Raw genomic sequence first — 15,274 nt, forward strand, 5'->3', positions numbered from 1 at the left:
GGCTCACAGCAGCAGCTGCATTTCTACGGCATCCTGCCAGCCGTCGGCCCGGCGCAGCCATTGGCGGCGGGTACCTACGGCGCCAAAACCAGCCGCCATAAACAGCTGAAGGCTAGCCGTATTATCGGCCGAAATGGTGCAGTGCAGCTGGTGCAGCCGCAACACCTGCCGGGCGTAGGGCTGCACCAGCTGCAGCGCGGCCTGCGCATAGCCCTGCCGGCGCTGGCTGGCCAGCACCACAATGCCCACCCCGGCCCGCTGGTGCAGCGGCTCAAACCCGAATATATCGACGGTTCCCACGGCCGCGCCGGTGGCGGTGGCGCACAGCACCAGCCGCAACTGCCGCACCTCGTGGAAGTCGGTGGCGGCGCTATCGAGGTACTGCCGCAGGGTGTAGCGCGACACGGGGGCCAGCGTGTCGGACACGCTCCAGACCGCGGGGTCGTTTTCCAGCGCGTACAGGAAGTCGAGGTCGTCGGCTTCGAGGGGGCGCAGGAATACGAGGTCAGAATGGAGCATAACGGAGGCCTCACCCCCTAACCCCCTCTCCGATGGAGAGGGGGAACTAGCTGATAGGTTCTTCTAGAGCTAGTTCCCCTCCTTTTACAAGGAGACGGTTGGGGTGGTTGAAAATGACAGAATGGTTTTTCAAACTAGTTCCCCCTCTCTTTTGGAGAGGGGGCCAGGGGGTGAGGTCCGGCACAGGCTAAAGCCTATGCTACATCTATTCTTCCCTCAAACACCCGCGTGGCGGGGCCGATGAGGTAGACGTGCTGGAACGAGCCGTCGGGCTGGGTCTGGAAGGTTACGCGCAGGTCGCCGCCGGGGGTGCGCAGGTGCACGGGGCTGGTGGCGCCGTGCTGCGAAGCGGCCAGCGCCACGGCCGTGACGCCGGTGCCGCAGCTCAGGGTTTCGTCTTCCACGCCCCGCTCGTAGGTGCGCACCTGCCAGGGCTGGCCGGGCGCGGCGGGCGCCTCCACGAAGTTGATGTTGGTGCCTTTCTCGCGGAACAGCTCGCCGTAGCGGATAGCGCGGCCTTCGGCAAACACGTTCAGCTCGGCCAGCGTGCCGGCTGCCTGCAGACGCACCACGTGCGGCGAGCCGGTATCGAGGAACACGCCCAGGTTTTCCAACTCCTGCTGCCCGGCTACGTCCTGCATGCGCAGGTGTACGGTACCGTCGGCGTCGATGCGGGCTTCGTGGGGGCCGTCGGCGGCCAGGAAGCGGGTTTCGGTTTCGATGACGCCCAACTGCCGGGCAAAGGCCACGGTGCAGCGCCCGCCGTTGCCGCACATCGAGCCCAGGTGGCCGTCGGCGTTGAAATACACCATCTCGAAATCATACTCCGGGTGGTTGCGCAGCAGAATCAGGCCATCGGCGCCGATGCCGCGGCGCCGGTCGCAGAGGTGGCGCACCAGCGCGTGGTCGGCGGCATCGAAGGTTTCGGCGCGGTCGTCCAGCATCACGAAGTCGTTGCCGGTGCCCTGGTATTTGTGGAAGTGCAGCGTGGTGCTCATGGGGCAAAGGTACGAAGGGGGGGATGAGGTGACAGGAGACAGGAGACAGGAGACAGGAGACAAAGTAAGAACGTCATTCCGAGCTTGCGAGGAATCTCGCGTGCTGACGTTAGCCTCACCCCCCGGCCCCCTCTCCCGTGGAGAGGGGGAGCCAGACGAGTTTTTTTGTGAGCCTGCTTCCTGGTGATTTCCACACTGCCGAGATTCCTCGCTCCACTCGGAATGACGACCTTTTACTTTTCACCTGTCACTTCATCACCTCATCACGATTCACCTCATCACCTCATAACCCCCTTCGTACCTTTGCAGGCATGTACACCTTCCTGACCACGAGCCCCTGGGCCGACTACGAGCTGATTGACGCCGGCAACTTCGAGAAACTGGAGCGTTTTGGCCAGCACATTCTGGCCCGGCCCGAGCCCCAAGCCATCTGGGACCCGCACCTGCCGGCCTCGGAATGGCAGCGCGCCAACGCCACGTTCAACCGCGAAAAGGGCAGCCAGGAGCGCGGGCAGTGGAAAATCAAGCCCGGCACGCCTGAGCAGTGGCTGATCGGCTACGAGCGGCCCGACGGCCTGAAGCTGCGGTTTCGGCTGGGCATGTCGTCGTTTAAGCACGTGGGTCTGTTTCCGGAGCAGGACCCCAACTGGCAGTTCATCTACAACCAGACCCGCAAGCGCAAAGCGGCCGTGCCGCGCGTGCTCAACCTGTTTGCCTACACCGGGGCCGCCACGCTGGCCGCCCGCGCCGCCGGCGCCGACGTTACGCACCTCGACTCGGTGAAGCAGGTGAATTTCTGGGCCCGCGACAACATGGAGGCCAGCAACCTCGACGGCGTGCGCTGGCTGGTGGAAGACGCCATGAAATATGTGCGGCGCGAGGTGAAGCGCGGCAGCAAATACCAAGGCCTCATCCTCGACCCGCCCGCCTACGGCCGCGGCCCCAACGGTGAGAAGTGGCAGCTGGAAGACGAGCTCAACGAGATGCTCAAGCTTTGCAAGGAGCTGCTCGACCCCGAGGACCATTTCTTCCTCGTAAACCTCTATTCATTGGGTTTCTCGGCCCTGATTCTCGACAATCTGGTGGGCGAAATCTTCCCGGCTATGCGCGACAAGCGCGAAATCGGGGAAATCTACCTGCACGATGCCGCCGCCCGCAAGCTGCCGCTGGGCACGTTCTGCCGCTTCGCCACGTAGGTGGCTTGGGATACCACAGTTAAAAACCAGCACGTCATTCCGAGCTTGCGAGGAATCTCGCTAGTGTGGAAATCAAGGGGCTCCAACGTCAGTATACCAGATTCCTCGTCCTTGCTCCAGGCGCAACAGGCCCGGAATGACAGCCGGCCCCTACCCTTCTATTTCTTCATTACCTCATCACCCGAGTCCGTGTCACATCCTCCTTCTCTGCACCGCCGGCTGGCCCTTATTGACATGGGCACCAACACGTTTCACCTGCTGATTGTGGAGCTACCCGAGGCGCGCCACGCGCAGCCCGTTACGCTGTTGCGCACGAAAGTGGGCGTGCGGCTGGGTGAGGGTGGCATCAGCAAGGGCCAGATTGCACCCGAGCCGTATGCGCGGGCCCTGCACACGCTGGCCGGCTTCAAGGAGGAAATGGAGCTGCACCAGGTGACGGACGTGCGCGCCACGGCCACCAGCGCCATGCGCGTGACCAGCAACGGCCCCGAGCTGGTGAAGGACATATTTGAGCAGACCGGCATTCAGGTGGAAGTCATTGCCGGCGACCGGGAGGCCGAGCTGATCTGCGCTGGCGTGCGCCGGGCCGTGCCGCTGGGAGCCGAGAAGCACCTGATTATGGACATTGGCGGCGGCTCGGTAGAGTTTATCGTGGCCGATGAAAGCCAGATCTTCTGGAAGCAGAGCTTTGAAATCGGGGCCCAACGCCTGCTCGATAAGTTCTTTCCGGACCCCAGCGGCGTGTTCCCGCCCGAAGCCGTAGCGGCCGAAAAAGCCTATTTCCAGCAGGTACTGGCGCCGCTGGCTGCCGCCGTGGCCGAGTTCCGGCCGGTGGGCCTAGTGGGCGCGTCCGGCTCGTTCGACAGCCTAGCCGACATGCACCTGGGCCGCCTGCGCGCCGAAGCCGACCTGCCGCCGTCCACGGACCTGCCGCTGGAGAGCTTCCGCCGCAGCCAGCAGCAGCTGCTGAGTTTGCTCCACGAGCAGCGCAAGGCCCTGCCCGGCATCCTGCCCATGCGCGCCGACATGCTGGTGGTGGCCGTAGTGCTGATCGACTACGTGCTGGAGCTGACCGGCATCACGCACCTGCGCACCTCGGCCTACGCCCTCAAGGAAGGGCTGCTGGCCGAAATGCTGGCGTCGTAGCCTGGGCCGTTCCAGCCGCGCGCCGTGCCCCAGGGCTGAAGCCCTGGGCTAGTGAAACTGGCGTATTTGCTCCTTCTTACCGCTTATCTGCTCCACTCCATAGCCCAGGGCTTTAGCCCTGGGAACCGGGCGCCGCTTCCCTCTGCCAATGACCACTACCCTCTCCTACAACCAGCTCTTCACGTTCGCCGAGGCCGTTTTCAGCGGGATGGGCTGCCCCGATGCCGACGCCACCCTGGCCACCGAAACCCTGCTCTCCGCCGATTTGCGCGGCGTGGACTCGCACGGAGTGGCGCGGCTCATCGGCTACGTGCGTCTCTGGGAAGCCGGCCGCATCAACGCCACGCCCCGCGTGGGCGTCACCTACGAAACGCCCAGCACGGCCGTGGTGGACGGCGACGGGGGCCTGGGACTGGTGGTGGGGCCACGGGCTATGCAGGTGGCCATGGATAAGGCCCGGCTGGTGGGCACGGGCTGGGTGTCGGTGAAGAATTCCAACCACTTCGGCATTGCCGGCTACCACGCCATGCTGGCTTTGGCCCACGACATGATTGGGGTGGCCATGACCAACGCCTCGCCGCTGGTGGCGCCCACTTACTCCCTGGAGCGGCTGCTGGGCACCAATCCCATTGCCGTGGCCGTGCCCGCCGGTGAGCAGCCCGATTTCGTGCTGGATATGGCCACTACTACGGCCGCCAACGGCAAGCTGGAAATCGCGCAGCGCAAAAACCTACCGATTCCGGAAGGCTGGGCCCAAGATGCCACCGGCACCGGCTCAACGGATGCCAACGCCGTGAAAAACGGCGGCGCGCTGCTGCCGCTGGGCGGCGCTACCGGCTCGCACAAAGGCTACGGCCTGGGCGCCGTGGTCGACATCTTTTCGGCGGTGCTGAGCGGGGCCAACTACGGGCCGTGGGTGCCGCCGTTCGTGGCGTTTCTGCAGCCCTCGGCCAATCCGGTGGGCCAGGGCCTGGGCCACTTCTTTGGGGCGATGCGCGTAGACGCCTTCCGCCCCGCCGACGAGTTCAAGGCGCACATGGACAACTGGATCAGCACGTTCCGGGCCGCGCAGGCCGTGGAAGGCCGCCACGTACTCATCCCCGGCGACCCAGAGCGCGAAACCTCCGCCGTGCGGCTGTTAGAGGGCATTCCGCTTCTGGAGCCCGTCATCCGGGACCTGGAAACTGTGGGCAGCAAGTTTGGCGTGAAGCTGTAGCGGCTATCAGCATTTTTCAACAAAAAAGCCCCGCCGACACAGTGTCGGCGGGGCTTTTTTGTTGATATAGTGGCTTAGCTGTTGCTGCTGAGCAGCGCGTTCATGGCCACGTCTTCGTTGAGATACTTGGAGGAATACGACTGGTCGGGGCCGTTCAGGAACAGGCAAGTGCCACCGTTTACGGCCTCAATGATTTCGTCTTTCTGATCCATGGGCAGGGCCGGGCAGCCGAGGCTGCGGCCCAGGCGGCCATACTGCCGGATGAAATCCTCGCTCACGTAGTCGGCGCCGTGCATGACCACGGAGCGGGCCAGCGCGTTGGTGTTGTAGCCTTCATCGACGCCGTTGAGCTTGAGCGAGCGGCCGTGCTTGCCCACGTATTCGCCCTGCGTCACGTAGAAGCCCAGGCTGCTCATATTCGACTCGTTCTGGTTGGAGAAGTTGGTGGCTACGTTCTCGCCGGAGTTGTGGCCGTGCGCTACCAGCGTATGAAACTTCACCTGCTTGGCCTCTATATCGAGCACCCAGAGGCGCTTTTCGGTGCTGGGTAGCTCGAAATCTACTACTGTCAGCAGCTGCTTATCGTTGGCAAGCTGGCCGTCGTGCTGCAGGTTGAGGTAGCCGGTCATGGCTTTCTCGAACACGGCGTAGCGCAGGCCCTGGCTTTCCACGTTCAGGTCGCGGTACAGGTCGTGCAGGCGCTGGTTGAAGAAAGCGGCCTGCAGGCTTTTGGCGGACGGCAGCTTGGTTTCCACGCTTGCGGCTTTCGCCTTGTTGCCGCTGCCCACTACCGGGCCGGCCAACGGGGTGGCCATGAACAGAGCGGCTACGAACGGTAATACCCGGCGCGCCATGCGGCGGGCCCGGCGCTTCAGCCGCTGGCGACGAACTACACTATGATTTTCCATCGACACACTTCGGTTTCGGTTGTACAAAAGATGTCTTTCGTGCTCTGAAAGCCATCTTGAAAAGCCTATACGCAAATAGCTTGCATCCGGATGATAGTGGCACTACCTCCGGCATTGGAACAGGCACAACATAGCGCTACCACGATTAATTCCCTCGGCTTGCGGCCACTGCGCCAGCTTGCGGCAGCAGCAGGGCCGGCAGCAAAATTTTGGCCAAGGACTTAATAGCGGAATTTTCTTATTTATCTTGTAGCCCGGCATTTCCCAAAATTGCCGGCACAAGCGAATTTTCGCCGCTTCCGACCCGCTTCACCAACCAATTCCCCCAACCCCATATGCTCAATTGTACAAACGCATGGTGGCGCAAGCTCACCCTGGCCGCAGCTGCCCTTTTAGTGCTGGGCGGCCAACCCGCCAAAGCCCAAAAAGTAGTGCTGCAAGGCTACTGGTGGGACTACTGGAACACCAACTACCCCAACGGCTGGGCCAACTACATTGCCCTGCTGGCCCCGCGCCTGAAAGCCATGGGCATTGATGCCGTGTGGCTGCCGCCCACCATCAAGAACGGCAACCAGGGCAACGGCTACTCGCCCTTCGACAACTACGACCTGGGCGACAAGTACCAGAAAGGCTTCACGGCCACCCGCATGGGCAACAAGGATGAGCTGCTGCGCGCTGTGGCCGTGCTGCACGCCAACGGCATTGAGGTGGTGCAGGACATCGTACTGAACCACAACGACGGGGCCGGCTCCCAAACCGGCGGCGGTGGCCAGGACCCGGCCGCCTGGGAAGATGGCTCGACCAGCAAGTACAAGAACTTCCGGTACGTGAGCTACAGCAAGCCCGCCACCGACGAAACGGCTGCCAACTACCTGGCCCGCAACGGCCGCTTCCCCAAAAACTGGCAGAACTTCAACCCCAACCCCGGCAACAACTCCACCTCCGGCGACCAGAACCAGATTCTGTTCGGGCCCGATATCAGCTACTACAACGGCTCGTATGGGCAGAGCTCCAACGCCACCTTCAACCCGGCGCAGGGCGCAGACTATATGCGCAACAACCAGCGCAACTGGCTGGTGTGGTACAAAAAGCAGGAAGGCTTTGATGGCGTGCGCCTGGATGCCGTGAAGCACTTCCCAGAGTTTGCCATGGAGGATTTCCTCTACAACATGCAAAGCAACGCCGGCTGGGCCAACGGCGGCGCCACCATGTACGCCGTGGGCGAATGGGTGGGCGGCAGCGGCCAAATGGACAGCTGGGTGGCGGGCGTGCAGAACCGCGCCGGCACCTTCGATTTCTCGCTGCGCAATGCCCTGTATAGCATCGTGAGCGGGGGCGGCAACTTCGATATCGGCTCGCTGCCGACTTATCAGCAGGGCACGCGGGTGGTGCAGATCAACGGCACTTTTGTGCACCGCACGGTGCCGTTCGTGAACAACCACGACACGTTCCGGCCCCAGGTAAGCACCACCGGCAACTACACTGGCTGGAACTCCGGCTCGGAGCTGGCCCCGCACATTGACCCGTTCGATCCGCGTTTGTCGGCTGCGTATGCTGCCGCGCTGGCTGTGGATGGCTCGCCGCAGATTTTCTTCGAAGACCTGTTTAATATCGGCAACACGGGCAAGCGCTACTCGCACCAGCCCACCAGCACCGTCGATTTGCCCCAGCGTTCCGACATCGAGAACCTGATCTGGTGCCACCAGAATCTGCGCTTCAAGGACGGCGCCTACAAAGTGCGCTGGCAGGCCGCCGACCACCTCGTAATTGAGCGCAGCACCAAAGCCATCATCGGCATCAACGACAACTTCTCGACCTGGCAGAACAGCACGGTTTCGTGTGATTTCGCGCCGGGCACCGTGCTCAAGGACTATTCCGGCGCCAACGGCACGGCTACCGTGACGGTGAGCGGCTCGCAGACGGTGAGCATCAACACGCCGCCCTGCAACGGCACGGCCACCGGCGGCCGCCGCGGCTACTCGGTGTGGGCCCCTGCCGGCATCGGCACCAACTATGTGCGCGCCGCCATGGCCACCACCCAGGAATGGGAGCTGGCCGATGACCTGGGCGACAGTGACAGCCGCTCCTTGCGGCAGGGTGGGCAGCTGCCGGCCTCATCCACGGCCTACCGCACGGCGGGCCGCATCTACGTGCAATCGGGCAAAACCGTCACCTACACCCTGTTCCCCACGGATGCTACCCGCAGCCTCGCGGTGGAGCTGGTGAGCGGCACGAGTACCATCGTGAGCAGCAAAACCGGCACCGGCAACCTGGTGGGCACCTACACGCCCACGGCCACCGGCTGGCTGACGCTGCGCGCTAAGAACGCTGTGGCCACCAACCCGGCCCAGCGCGCCTTCATCAAGGCCACCTACACCGCTCCGGCCGTACTCACCAGCACCGCCCTGCGCGAAACCGGCGTGCTGGCCACCGCCAACGCCCGCACGCCGCTGGCCGGCGCCGACCTGACGGTGTACCCCAACCCCACCGCCGCCAATCGCATCGACGTGGTGCTGCAGTCGCCGACGGACGTAACGGCTACGCTGCGCCTCACGGACCTGATGGGCCGCCTCGTGCACGAGCAGAAAGTACGCCTCTACCCCGGCTCCACCGAGCAGCGCCTCCGCATCGAGCGGGCGCTGCCGGCCGGGGTATACCAGTTGAACGTGCCGGAACTGGGCCTGAGCCGCAAAGTAGCGGTGCAGTAAAAATCAGGCTTAGTAACTTATAAAAAGCGCCTCCGGAGTTTCCGGAGGCGCTTTTTTTATGCTCTTTTCTTCAATAATTCGATAACGTTTGACAGACGAGCTAGTTGCTTTTCTTCGAGACTGGGCCAGTCCTGCTCGTCATACTTATAGGAATCCAGATTTTTGATAGCCCGGCAAAATGGCAGGATGATGTCGGCAGCATTGCCTGTTGTTTCGTGCAGGAATTCTGGTGTTTGGCTATCTGAATGGTAGCTGATAACCAGACGATATAGTCCTGGCTGTGGCTGGGTGAAATCGAAATAATAGCCAGCTGGCTCCAGATGCCACCACACCTTCGACGCTATTCCATCAACCACATCAAGAATTGCCGCATACAACAGATAGATGGGATTGACTGGAACGTCCGAAGCGTCAATATCAAGATCAAAGCCATTCATAACGACTTTGACCGGTAGCCAACCGTGGCTTGGCTGCTCAAAGTCGACACGAATACGGTTATCGGATTTCATAAAGCTGATGGTGCTTACTGCCAGCCCCGCGCCGCCAGCTGCCGGGCGGCGGCGGCGCCATCCAGCCACTTCGATTCCAGGCCGGGGCCGGCCAGCAGCAGGCAGGCGCCTTCGGGCAGGCTTCGGATGATGGCGCGGTACTGGTCGGGGGGCAGGGCGGGGCAGCCGCGGCTGTAGCCGGCCTGGCCGTAGCGCTGCAGGTGCTGGCGGCTCACGTAGTCGGCGGCGTGTAGTACCACGTAGCGGCGCAGGGCGTTGTCGTTCTGGCCCGCGTCGAGGCCGCGCAGGCGGCGCGAGAGGCCGTGCTTGCCGCCGTAGGTATCCTGGGTGCGGTAGAAGCCCAGCGCCGTGCACGCCGACTTGATGGTGTTGGAGAAGCGCCGGGCCCGCAACCGGCCCGAGCCCCGGCCGTGCGCGACATGGCTGCGGTGCAGCACCTGGCCCTGGCGCAGATCCAGTACCCAGAGGCGCTTTTCTGAGGAGGGCAGATCCATGTCGGCCACGGCCAGTACGCCGCCCTGCTGGATGCGGCCTTCATGGCGCAAGGCGAGGTAGCCGACGCAGGCGCGTTCTAACACTTCGGGCCGCAGTGCGGCGGCCTCGGGGCCCAGCTGCTTGTGCAACAGTTGCACCGCCTGGCGCACTGAATCGGGCAGGGCGGGCAGCGGCGCCACGGACGTGAGGGCCAGCGAATCGGGAACAGCGGCAGCCGCAGCGGCGGTATCGGCGGCAACGGGATGCACAAAGGCCGCCGGAGCATTGCTTTCAGTAGCAGCGGCGTGGCACCCAGCCAGACCAAGCAGTACTGCCAGCGCGGCCAGCTTCGTCCTCTGTATCCCTGCCCCGGTTTTTGCCTGCATCATCATGCCGCCAAGGTACTGCAGCGGTGGGCAAATAGCCAATCCAGACGCTGTTTGCGGCCAAGTTGCGCGGGACAGAACCCGGGGCGGCAGCGTGGCGGGGCCGCTCCGGTTCCTAAAACAGCACGCTCACGCTGCCTTTCACGAAAAATGGCGTGCCGGGCGTGTAGTGCAGCTCCGAGACGCCCTCGGCCGGTTCACCGGGCAGGCGGCTCAGCGTGTCAAACTGCGCTTGATTCCACTCCACATTCAGTAGGTTTTCGGCGGTAGCCCCGAGCACGAAGCGGCCCACGGCGTAGCTGGCCACGGCATCCAGCAGGAAATAGCCTCGGGCCTGCACCGTGTTGGCCTCGTTGGCGGGGCGGGTATTGAGGTGGCGGTAGCGCAGGCTGGCGCTCAGGCCGCGCGGCTGCCTGAGCGTGAGCCCGCCCACGGTGGTGAAGCTGGGCGCCAGCGGAATGTAGTTCTCCCCTTTCGGCGCCCCCACCAGCCGGCCGTGCGCATAGTTCAGGTCTACATCGGCAAAAAGTACGCGGCTGAGCTGGTAGCGCAGCGCCACATCGGCCCCGAAGCGGCGGGTGCGGCCGGCGCTTTCCGTGAAACCCCCGTCGCCGACGTACACCAGCTCGTCCTGCAGGTGCAGGGCCCAGAAGGCGGCATTCACCACCAGCGCCGGCAGCGGCTTGAAGGTGCTGCCCACCTCGTAGCCAATGGCCCGCGGCAGCGCCGGCAACGAGTCGGCACGGTTCACGACTACGGCGCGGGCATCGTTGGAGTGAAAGCCCAGGCCCGAGCGCACGAATAGCTGCGTGTTAGGCGTGAGGTCGTAGTAGAGATTCAGCTTGGGGCTGACGCGCGCCTTAGTGGCCCGGCCCGAGGTTTCGGTATCCTGCGCATCGCGGTAGCGAAACACGAAATAATCGGCCCGCAGCGCCGCATTGAGCGTGAGCTGGTCGGTGAGCGTGAGCGTCTCGTCGAGGTAGGCGTTCAGGTTCTGCTCGAAAACCCGGCCGGCCACGATGGTGCCCGTCACCTGCCGCTTCACCGAGTTGCGCAGGGCCACATCCACGGCATCAATGCGGGTGCCCAGGCCAAAGGTGGAGCGCAGCGCCCGGCTGCCCAGCTGGCTGGTACGCTCGTAGGTGCCGGTGTAGCCGTATATGTTGCGGCCATCGGTTTGCCGGATCTGGTCGCCCTGGTCGGGGTTTTCGAGGAAGAAGGTGAAGTTGGAAAACAGGTTGAAATCGTAGCGCGAGTAGTAGGCCTGCTGGCGCAGCACGGCCTCGTGGGGCAGCGCAGTGGTGAGCACGGCCGTGGCGTTGGTGCGACTGGTGCTGCCGCCCTCGGTGTTGTCGATGGCGCCGAAGCGCGAAATCCGGCCGTCGCGCACGGCCCGTTCCGGCACCTGCCCTGAGGCATCCCAGCGCGAGGTGAAGTGCGAGCCCAGCAGCATCAACGACGTGCGGTCGGACAGGATACCGGTGTATTTTCCCAACCCGTTGAAGCGCCGGAAGTGCTGCGGGCTGTCGAAATAGGCGTTGGTGAAGGTATACTCGGTGGCCAGGTAGGCGCTTTCGGTCTGGTTGGACAGCAGGTGCGTGCCGGCGGGCAGCAGGTTCAGCAGGGCCACGGCGCGGCGCGTATTAAACCGCCCGATTTCCACCTTGGCCAGGCTGCTTTCCAGGGTGGTTTTGGTGCTAAACTCGCCGGAGCCGGCCGTGGCAAAATCGCCGAAACGGGCCGTGTAGGGCCCTTTGTACACGCGCAGCGCGTCCACGGTTTCGGGTATCACGAAGTGCATGTCGGCGTAGCCCTGGCCGTGGGCGTGGCTCACCATGTTCACCGGCAGCCCATCGATGCTCACGTTGAAATCGGTACCGTGGTCGACATCGAAGCCCCGGATGAAAATTTGCTCGGCCTTGCCGCCACCGGCGTGCTGGGCAATAACCAAACCCGGCACCAGCGGCAGTAGGTCCTGCGCCGAATTCACGGGCCGCAGTAGTTGGTCGATGCGGCTGATAGCGGCCAGGCTCTGGTTGGGGTCGCGAGGCTGGGCCACGGTTACTTCGCGCAGGTTTAGGGCCACGGCAGGCAGAACCAGCGTGAGGGTTTGGGTTTCACCGGCGGCCAGCGTGAGTTGCTGACGGCGGGTGCCATAGCCGAGCCCGGTAGCTTGGAGCGTGTAGGTGCCGGCCGCCAGTCCGCCGAGCCGGAAGTGGCCCAGGGCATCGGTGGCCGTGCCGGTAGTGCCGGCAGGCCCTTCGAGCTGCAGGCCAGTGCCCGGCAGCGGCTGCCCGGAAATAGAGTCGGTGATGGTGCCACGCAGCATGGCCAGAGTCCAGGATTGCGCGTACGCCGGACTGCTGCTCAGGGCCAGCAGCGCCAGCCCAAGCAGGTAAATTCGTAAAAAGTAAAGGTGCATAGTGCCACAGCCATGACGGGCCTCATGCCGCACAGGAGGCGGGCAGAAGGCGCGTCGGGTGATAAGAAGTTGACAGAATCCGGCTTGTCAGGCAGGCCGGAAATTTCGGGCACGATGCGGCCCGAAGCACTTCTTATCCGTGGCGCGGCGGCGCGTAGGGCTGCTTCCCAAAACCTGCCGGCGCGGCCGGCCGCAGGCGCGGCGCCTGGGGCTTCGGGGCATAGATAAACACCGCAACCGAAGCTGGTTCGGCGGCGGCGAGGCAATGCACATCCAGCCCCTTCAGGTTACTCAGGAAGTGCAGCGGCGTTTCAGACGCGCCCGGTTTGCGCGTGGCGTACTGCTCGCCGTTGCAGTGGTCGAAGCAGTCGATTTGCAGGTAGTGGCGCTGCTGGCAGTCGGCGCTGTGCACGTAGGCGGTGGCGCGCTGCGGCGCGGGCTCCGGCCGGCCCACGAGGCCCGCACCAACTACCAGCAGGTAGTTGAGCAGCAACAGCCAGATGAGGACGGAGCGGAGCATGAGAGTTGTTTACTTTTTGTTGTTTGGCTGTCATTCCGAGCAGCGCGAGGAATCTGAGTTTGCTTGGTGTGTCTCCTCAGATTCCTCCCTGCGGTCGGAATGACATATTATCAAGCGAAAAACACCCGCTCCACCGTCCAGTAGGCGGCAATGAGGCCGATGACGATGGAAGCCGGCACCACGACGCGCTGCTTGTACCAGGGCTTGCCACTGAACCAGTAGCCTACCAGCCCCCAGGCCAGCAGAATCACGGCCACCTGGCCCAGCTCCACGCCCACATTGAACGCCAGCAGCGACTCCAGAAACAGCCGCCGCGGCAGCCCCAACCCGGTCAGTACGCTGGCGAAACCCATGCCGTGCACCAAGCCAAAGCCGAACACCACCACCACCCGCCACGGATTCAGCTTGCTGACGAGGATGTTTTCCAGCGCCACAAACAGGATCGACAGCGCAATAATGGGCTCAATAATGCCCGGCGGCGGCGAAATCAGCCCGTACATGGCCAGCCCCAGCGTGATGGAGTGCGCCACCGTAAAGGCCGTAGCCTGCACCAGCACCGACTTCAGACGCGGCTCCAGCAGCGCAATGCTCAGCACGAACAGGATATGGTCGAGGCCCAGCGGGATGATGTGCTCGAAGCCCAGCTTGAGGTAAATCCAGACCGCATCGGCCTGCGAGAGTTTGCTGACGTCTACGCCGTCCAGCGCGTGGGCGCTGGCGGCGGCCGGAGCCAGCAGCAGCAACGGCAGCAGCAAACGAAAATGTAGCATAGGCTTCAGCCTGTGCCGGACCAGAAGCTGCGAGCTTTTCTCTGTGCTCATATACAATGTTGCTTGAAGCTGCCAGGGCGGCACAGACTAAAGCCTATGCTACAAGCCAGCCAGCAGCTGCTTGCCTTCCTCGGCCAGCTCCAGGCTCAGGTGCGGGTTGATGGCTAGCGCCTGCCGGATCAGAGCCTGGCCCTCGGCGGCGTGGCCGGTTTTGGTGGCAATCAGGCCGGCGCGGCAGAGCAGCGTGGGGTTTTGGGAGTTGGTGCGGCGGGCCTGCGTGATAAGCTTGCGGGCCGCGGCGTATTCGCCGCGCTTGTAGTGCACCCAGGCCAGCGTTTCCTGCACGTCGATGTTGTCGGGGCGGCGCTCGTACTCGGCTTTGGCGTGCTCGAGGGCTTTGTCGGGCTCGTTGGTTTTGAGGTAGGCGTAGGCCAGCTCCCGGTCGGCGTAGTGGCCCATCTGCTCGTTGTCGTCGGCTTCCTTGGCGTCGGTAGCCAGCATTTTGATGGCCTCGCGGGCCATGGCGTTGGCTTTAGCCGGCTCGTGGTTGAGGCGGTAGAGGTCGGTCAGCTCATCGGCAAAAGCATAGTCTTTCACCGTGGCGCGGGCCTTAAGAAAGTGCGCAATGGCCGCCGGGTAGTCGTGGCGGGCTTTGGCAATGCGGCCGAGGCCGGCCAGCGCGTAGGCGTAGCCAGGGCGGGCGGCTAGGGAAGTCTGGTACTGCTGCTCGGCACGGGCAAGGTCGCCGGTGGTTTCGTAGAGGTGGCCCAGCGTGATGCGCGACCATTCGGTTTGTTCCAGACCGCCCACGCCGGCCTTGGTGGCCATATCCATGGCCTCAATGGCGCCGGGCGCGTCGCCGTGGATTTCGCGCAGGTACGACACCCGGGCGTAGGCCCGCAGGTCGGGGCGCACGGTGTTCATCTTGTCGGCCATGCGGACGGCTTCGGGGTAGCGGCCCAGCTCCACGTTGGCGTCGCAGAGCAGCCCATACACGAAGGCGTTGTTGGGGTTGAGCTGCACGGCTTGTTCGGCCAGGGCCAGGCCTTCGGTGAAGTGGTGCTGGGTGAGGCTGAGCGAGGCTTTGCAGCACAGCGCCTCAAAGTTGTCGGGCTCCCGGCGCAGAATCTCGTCGAGCAGCTTCACGGCGGCCATGTCGTAGTATGGATGGTCGCCGGTCACGCGGCCTTCCTGCATGTAGGCCTGGGCCAGCAGCAGCTGGGCCTTGGTGTCGTCGGGCTGTTCGCGCAGGCGGGCCAGCAGGCCGCCCACGGCTTGCTGGGTGTTCACCCACTCGCCGCCCAGGGCCAAGTCGCCGTGCCGGGGCTTGAGGGCGGGCACCGGCTCGGGCTTCCGAAAGAAAACCAGCGCCGCCACCGCCGCCATAAAGCTCAGCAGTAAAATCGGGTAAAGATATTTTCGCACAGAAACGGGAGTTGAGGGTTCGGCAGGAAAGACAGGACGATGGTGCTGCCGGTTGCGCCGGCTACCGCCCAAAAGAT

13 protein-coding genes are annotated in these 15,274 nt (G+C 63.8%); 4 read left to right on the plus strand and 9 right to left on the minus strand.

Annotation, left to right across the window (positions count from 1 at the left end; genetic code table 11):
• Window positions 1-3 precede the first annotated feature (3 nt).
• Complete coding sequence (locus O3303_RS11885) at window positions 4-519, minus strand: GNAT family N-acetyltransferase (RefSeq protein WP_269558633.1); 516 nt, start codon at window positions 517-519, stop codon at window positions 4-6.
• A 194-nt stretch (window positions 520-713) separates the two neighbouring features.
• A complete protein-coding gene (dapF, locus tag O3303_RS11890; protein ID WP_269558634.1) occupies window positions 714-1,517 on the minus strand; it encodes a diaminopimelate epimerase in 804 nt (267 codons plus the stop codon).
• Between the two features lie 311 nt (window positions 1,518-1,828).
• On the opposite strand from dapF, the gene O3303_RS11895 reads away from it, so the two are divergent.
• The 3 genes from O3303_RS11895 (at window position 1,829) to O3303_RS11905 (ending at window position 5,075) form a co-directional block, all read left to right on the plus strand.
• The gene (locus tag O3303_RS11895) at window positions 1,829-2,713 is read left to right on the plus strand and encodes a class I SAM-dependent methyltransferase (RefSeq protein ID WP_269558635.1); all 885 of its coding nucleotides are present in this window, start codon (window positions 1,829-1,831) and stop codon (window positions 2,711-2,713) included.
• Window positions 2,714-2,902: 189 nt separating this feature from the next.
• Window positions 2,903-3,859 (plus strand): Ppx/GppA phosphatase family protein, encoded by a 957-nt coding sequence (locus O3303_RS11900; RefSeq protein WP_269558636.1) that lies wholly within the window; start codon window positions 2,903-2,905, stop codon window positions 3,857-3,859.
• A gap of 148 nt (window positions 3,860-4,007) precedes the next feature.
• Window positions 4,008-5,075, plus strand: a complete 1,068-nt coding sequence (locus tag O3303_RS11905; protein WP_269558637.1) for an Ldh family oxidoreductase — start codon at window positions 4,008-4,010, stop codon at window positions 5,073-5,075.
• A gap of 74 nt (window positions 5,076-5,149) precedes the next feature.
• On the opposite strand, the gene O3303_RS11910 is transcribed toward O3303_RS11905, so the two are convergent.
• Complete coding sequence (locus tag O3303_RS11910) at window positions 5,150-5,890, minus strand: murein L,D-transpeptidase catalytic domain family protein (RefSeq protein ID WP_269558638.1); 741 nt, start codon at window positions 5,888-5,890, stop codon at window positions 5,150-5,152.
• Between the two features lie 428 nt (window positions 5,891-6,318).
• Here O3303_RS11910 and O3303_RS11915 point away from each other — a divergent pair, with 428 nt between their 5' ends.
• Window positions 6,319-8,691: an alpha-amylase family glycosyl hydrolase gene (locus O3303_RS11915; RefSeq protein WP_269558639.1), complete on the plus strand. Its 2,373-nt coding sequence runs from the start codon at window positions 6,319-6,321 to the stop codon at window positions 8,689-8,691.
• A 56-nt stretch (window positions 8,692-8,747) separates the two neighbouring features.
• Here O3303_RS11915 and O3303_RS11920 read toward each other — a convergent pair whose 3' ends face one another.
• From O3303_RS11920 to O3303_RS11945, 6 genes are all read right to left on the minus strand, one after another.
• Window positions 8,748-9,200, minus strand: coding sequence for a hypothetical protein (locus O3303_RS11920; RefSeq protein WP_269558640.1), 453 nt, complete (start codon window positions 9,198-9,200; stop codon window positions 8,748-8,750).
• A 14-nt stretch (window positions 9,201-9,214) separates the two neighbouring features.
• Window positions 9,215-9,943: a murein L,D-transpeptidase catalytic domain family protein gene (locus tag O3303_RS11925; protein ID WP_269558641.1), complete on the minus strand. Its 729-nt coding sequence runs from the start codon at window positions 9,941-9,943 to the stop codon at window positions 9,215-9,217.
• Between the two features lie 232 nt (window positions 9,944-10,175).
• Window positions 10,176-12,482, minus strand: coding sequence for a TonB-dependent receptor (locus tag O3303_RS11930; protein WP_269558642.1), 2,307 nt, complete (start codon window positions 12,480-12,482; stop codon window positions 10,176-10,178).
• Window positions 12,483-12,615: 133 nt separating this feature from the next.
• Complete coding sequence (locus tag O3303_RS11935; RefSeq protein ID WP_269558643.1) at window positions 12,616-13,002, minus strand: hypothetical protein; 387 nt, start codon at window positions 13,000-13,002, stop codon at window positions 12,616-12,618.
• Window positions 13,003-13,112: 110 nt separating this feature from the next.
• A complete protein-coding gene (locus O3303_RS11940) occupies window positions 13,113-13,772 on the minus strand; it encodes a HupE/UreJ family protein (RefSeq protein ID WP_269558644.1) in 660 nt (219 codons plus the stop codon).
• Between the two features lie 99 nt (window positions 13,773-13,871).
• Window positions 13,872-15,197, minus strand: coding sequence for a tetratricopeptide repeat protein (locus O3303_RS11945; RefSeq protein WP_269558645.1), 1,326 nt, complete (start codon window positions 15,195-15,197; stop codon window positions 13,872-13,874).
• Between the last annotated feature and the right edge of the window lie 77 nt (window positions 15,198-15,274).

It is taken from the genome of Hymenobacter canadensis (assembly GCF_027359925.1).
In the GTDB taxonomy this organism is placed as follows: domain Bacteria; phylum Bacteroidota; class Bacteroidia; order Cytophagales; family Hymenobacteraceae; genus Hymenobacter; species Hymenobacter canadensis.

Excerpts from the sequence above, each read along its gene's own strand:
- O3303_RS11895 (WP_269558635.1), top strand. The coding sequence starts at position 1,829 with ATGTACACCTTCCTGACCACGAGCCCCTGGGCCGACTACGAGCTGATT.
- O3303_RS11935 (WP_269558643.1), bottom strand. The coding sequence starts at position 13,002 with ATGCTCCGCTCCGTCCTCATCTGGCTGTTGCTGCTCAACTACCTGCTG.
- O3303_RS11885 (WP_269558633.1), bottom strand. The coding sequence starts at position 519 with ATGCTCCATTCTGACCTCGTATTCCTGCGCCCCCTCGAAGCCGACGAC.
- O3303_RS11920 (WP_269558640.1), bottom strand. The coding sequence starts at position 9,200 with ATGAAATCCGATAACCGTATTCGTGTCGACTTTGAGCAGCCAAGCCAC.
- O3303_RS11910 (WP_269558638.1), bottom strand. The coding sequence starts at position 5,890 with ATGGCCACCCCGTTGGCCGGCCCGGTAGTGGGCAGCGGCAACAAGGCG.
- O3303_RS11915 (WP_269558639.1), top strand. The coding sequence starts at position 6,319 with ATGCTCAATTGTACAAACGCATGGTGGCGCAAGCTCACCCTGGCCGCA.
- dapF (WP_269558634.1), bottom strand. The coding sequence starts at position 1,517 with ATGAGCACCACGCTGCACTTCCACAAATACCAGGGCACCGGCAACGAC.
- O3303_RS11940 (WP_269558644.1), bottom strand. The coding sequence starts at position 13,772 with ATGCTACATTTTCGTTTGCTGCTGCCGTTGCTGCTGCTGGCTCCGGCC.
- O3303_RS11905 (WP_269558637.1), top strand. The coding sequence starts at position 4,008 with ATGACCACTACCCTCTCCTACAACCAGCTCTTCACGTTCGCCGAGGCC.
- O3303_RS11930 (WP_269558642.1), bottom strand. The coding sequence starts at position 12,482 with ATGCACCTTTACTTTTTACGAATTTACCTGCTTGGGCTGGCGCTGCTG.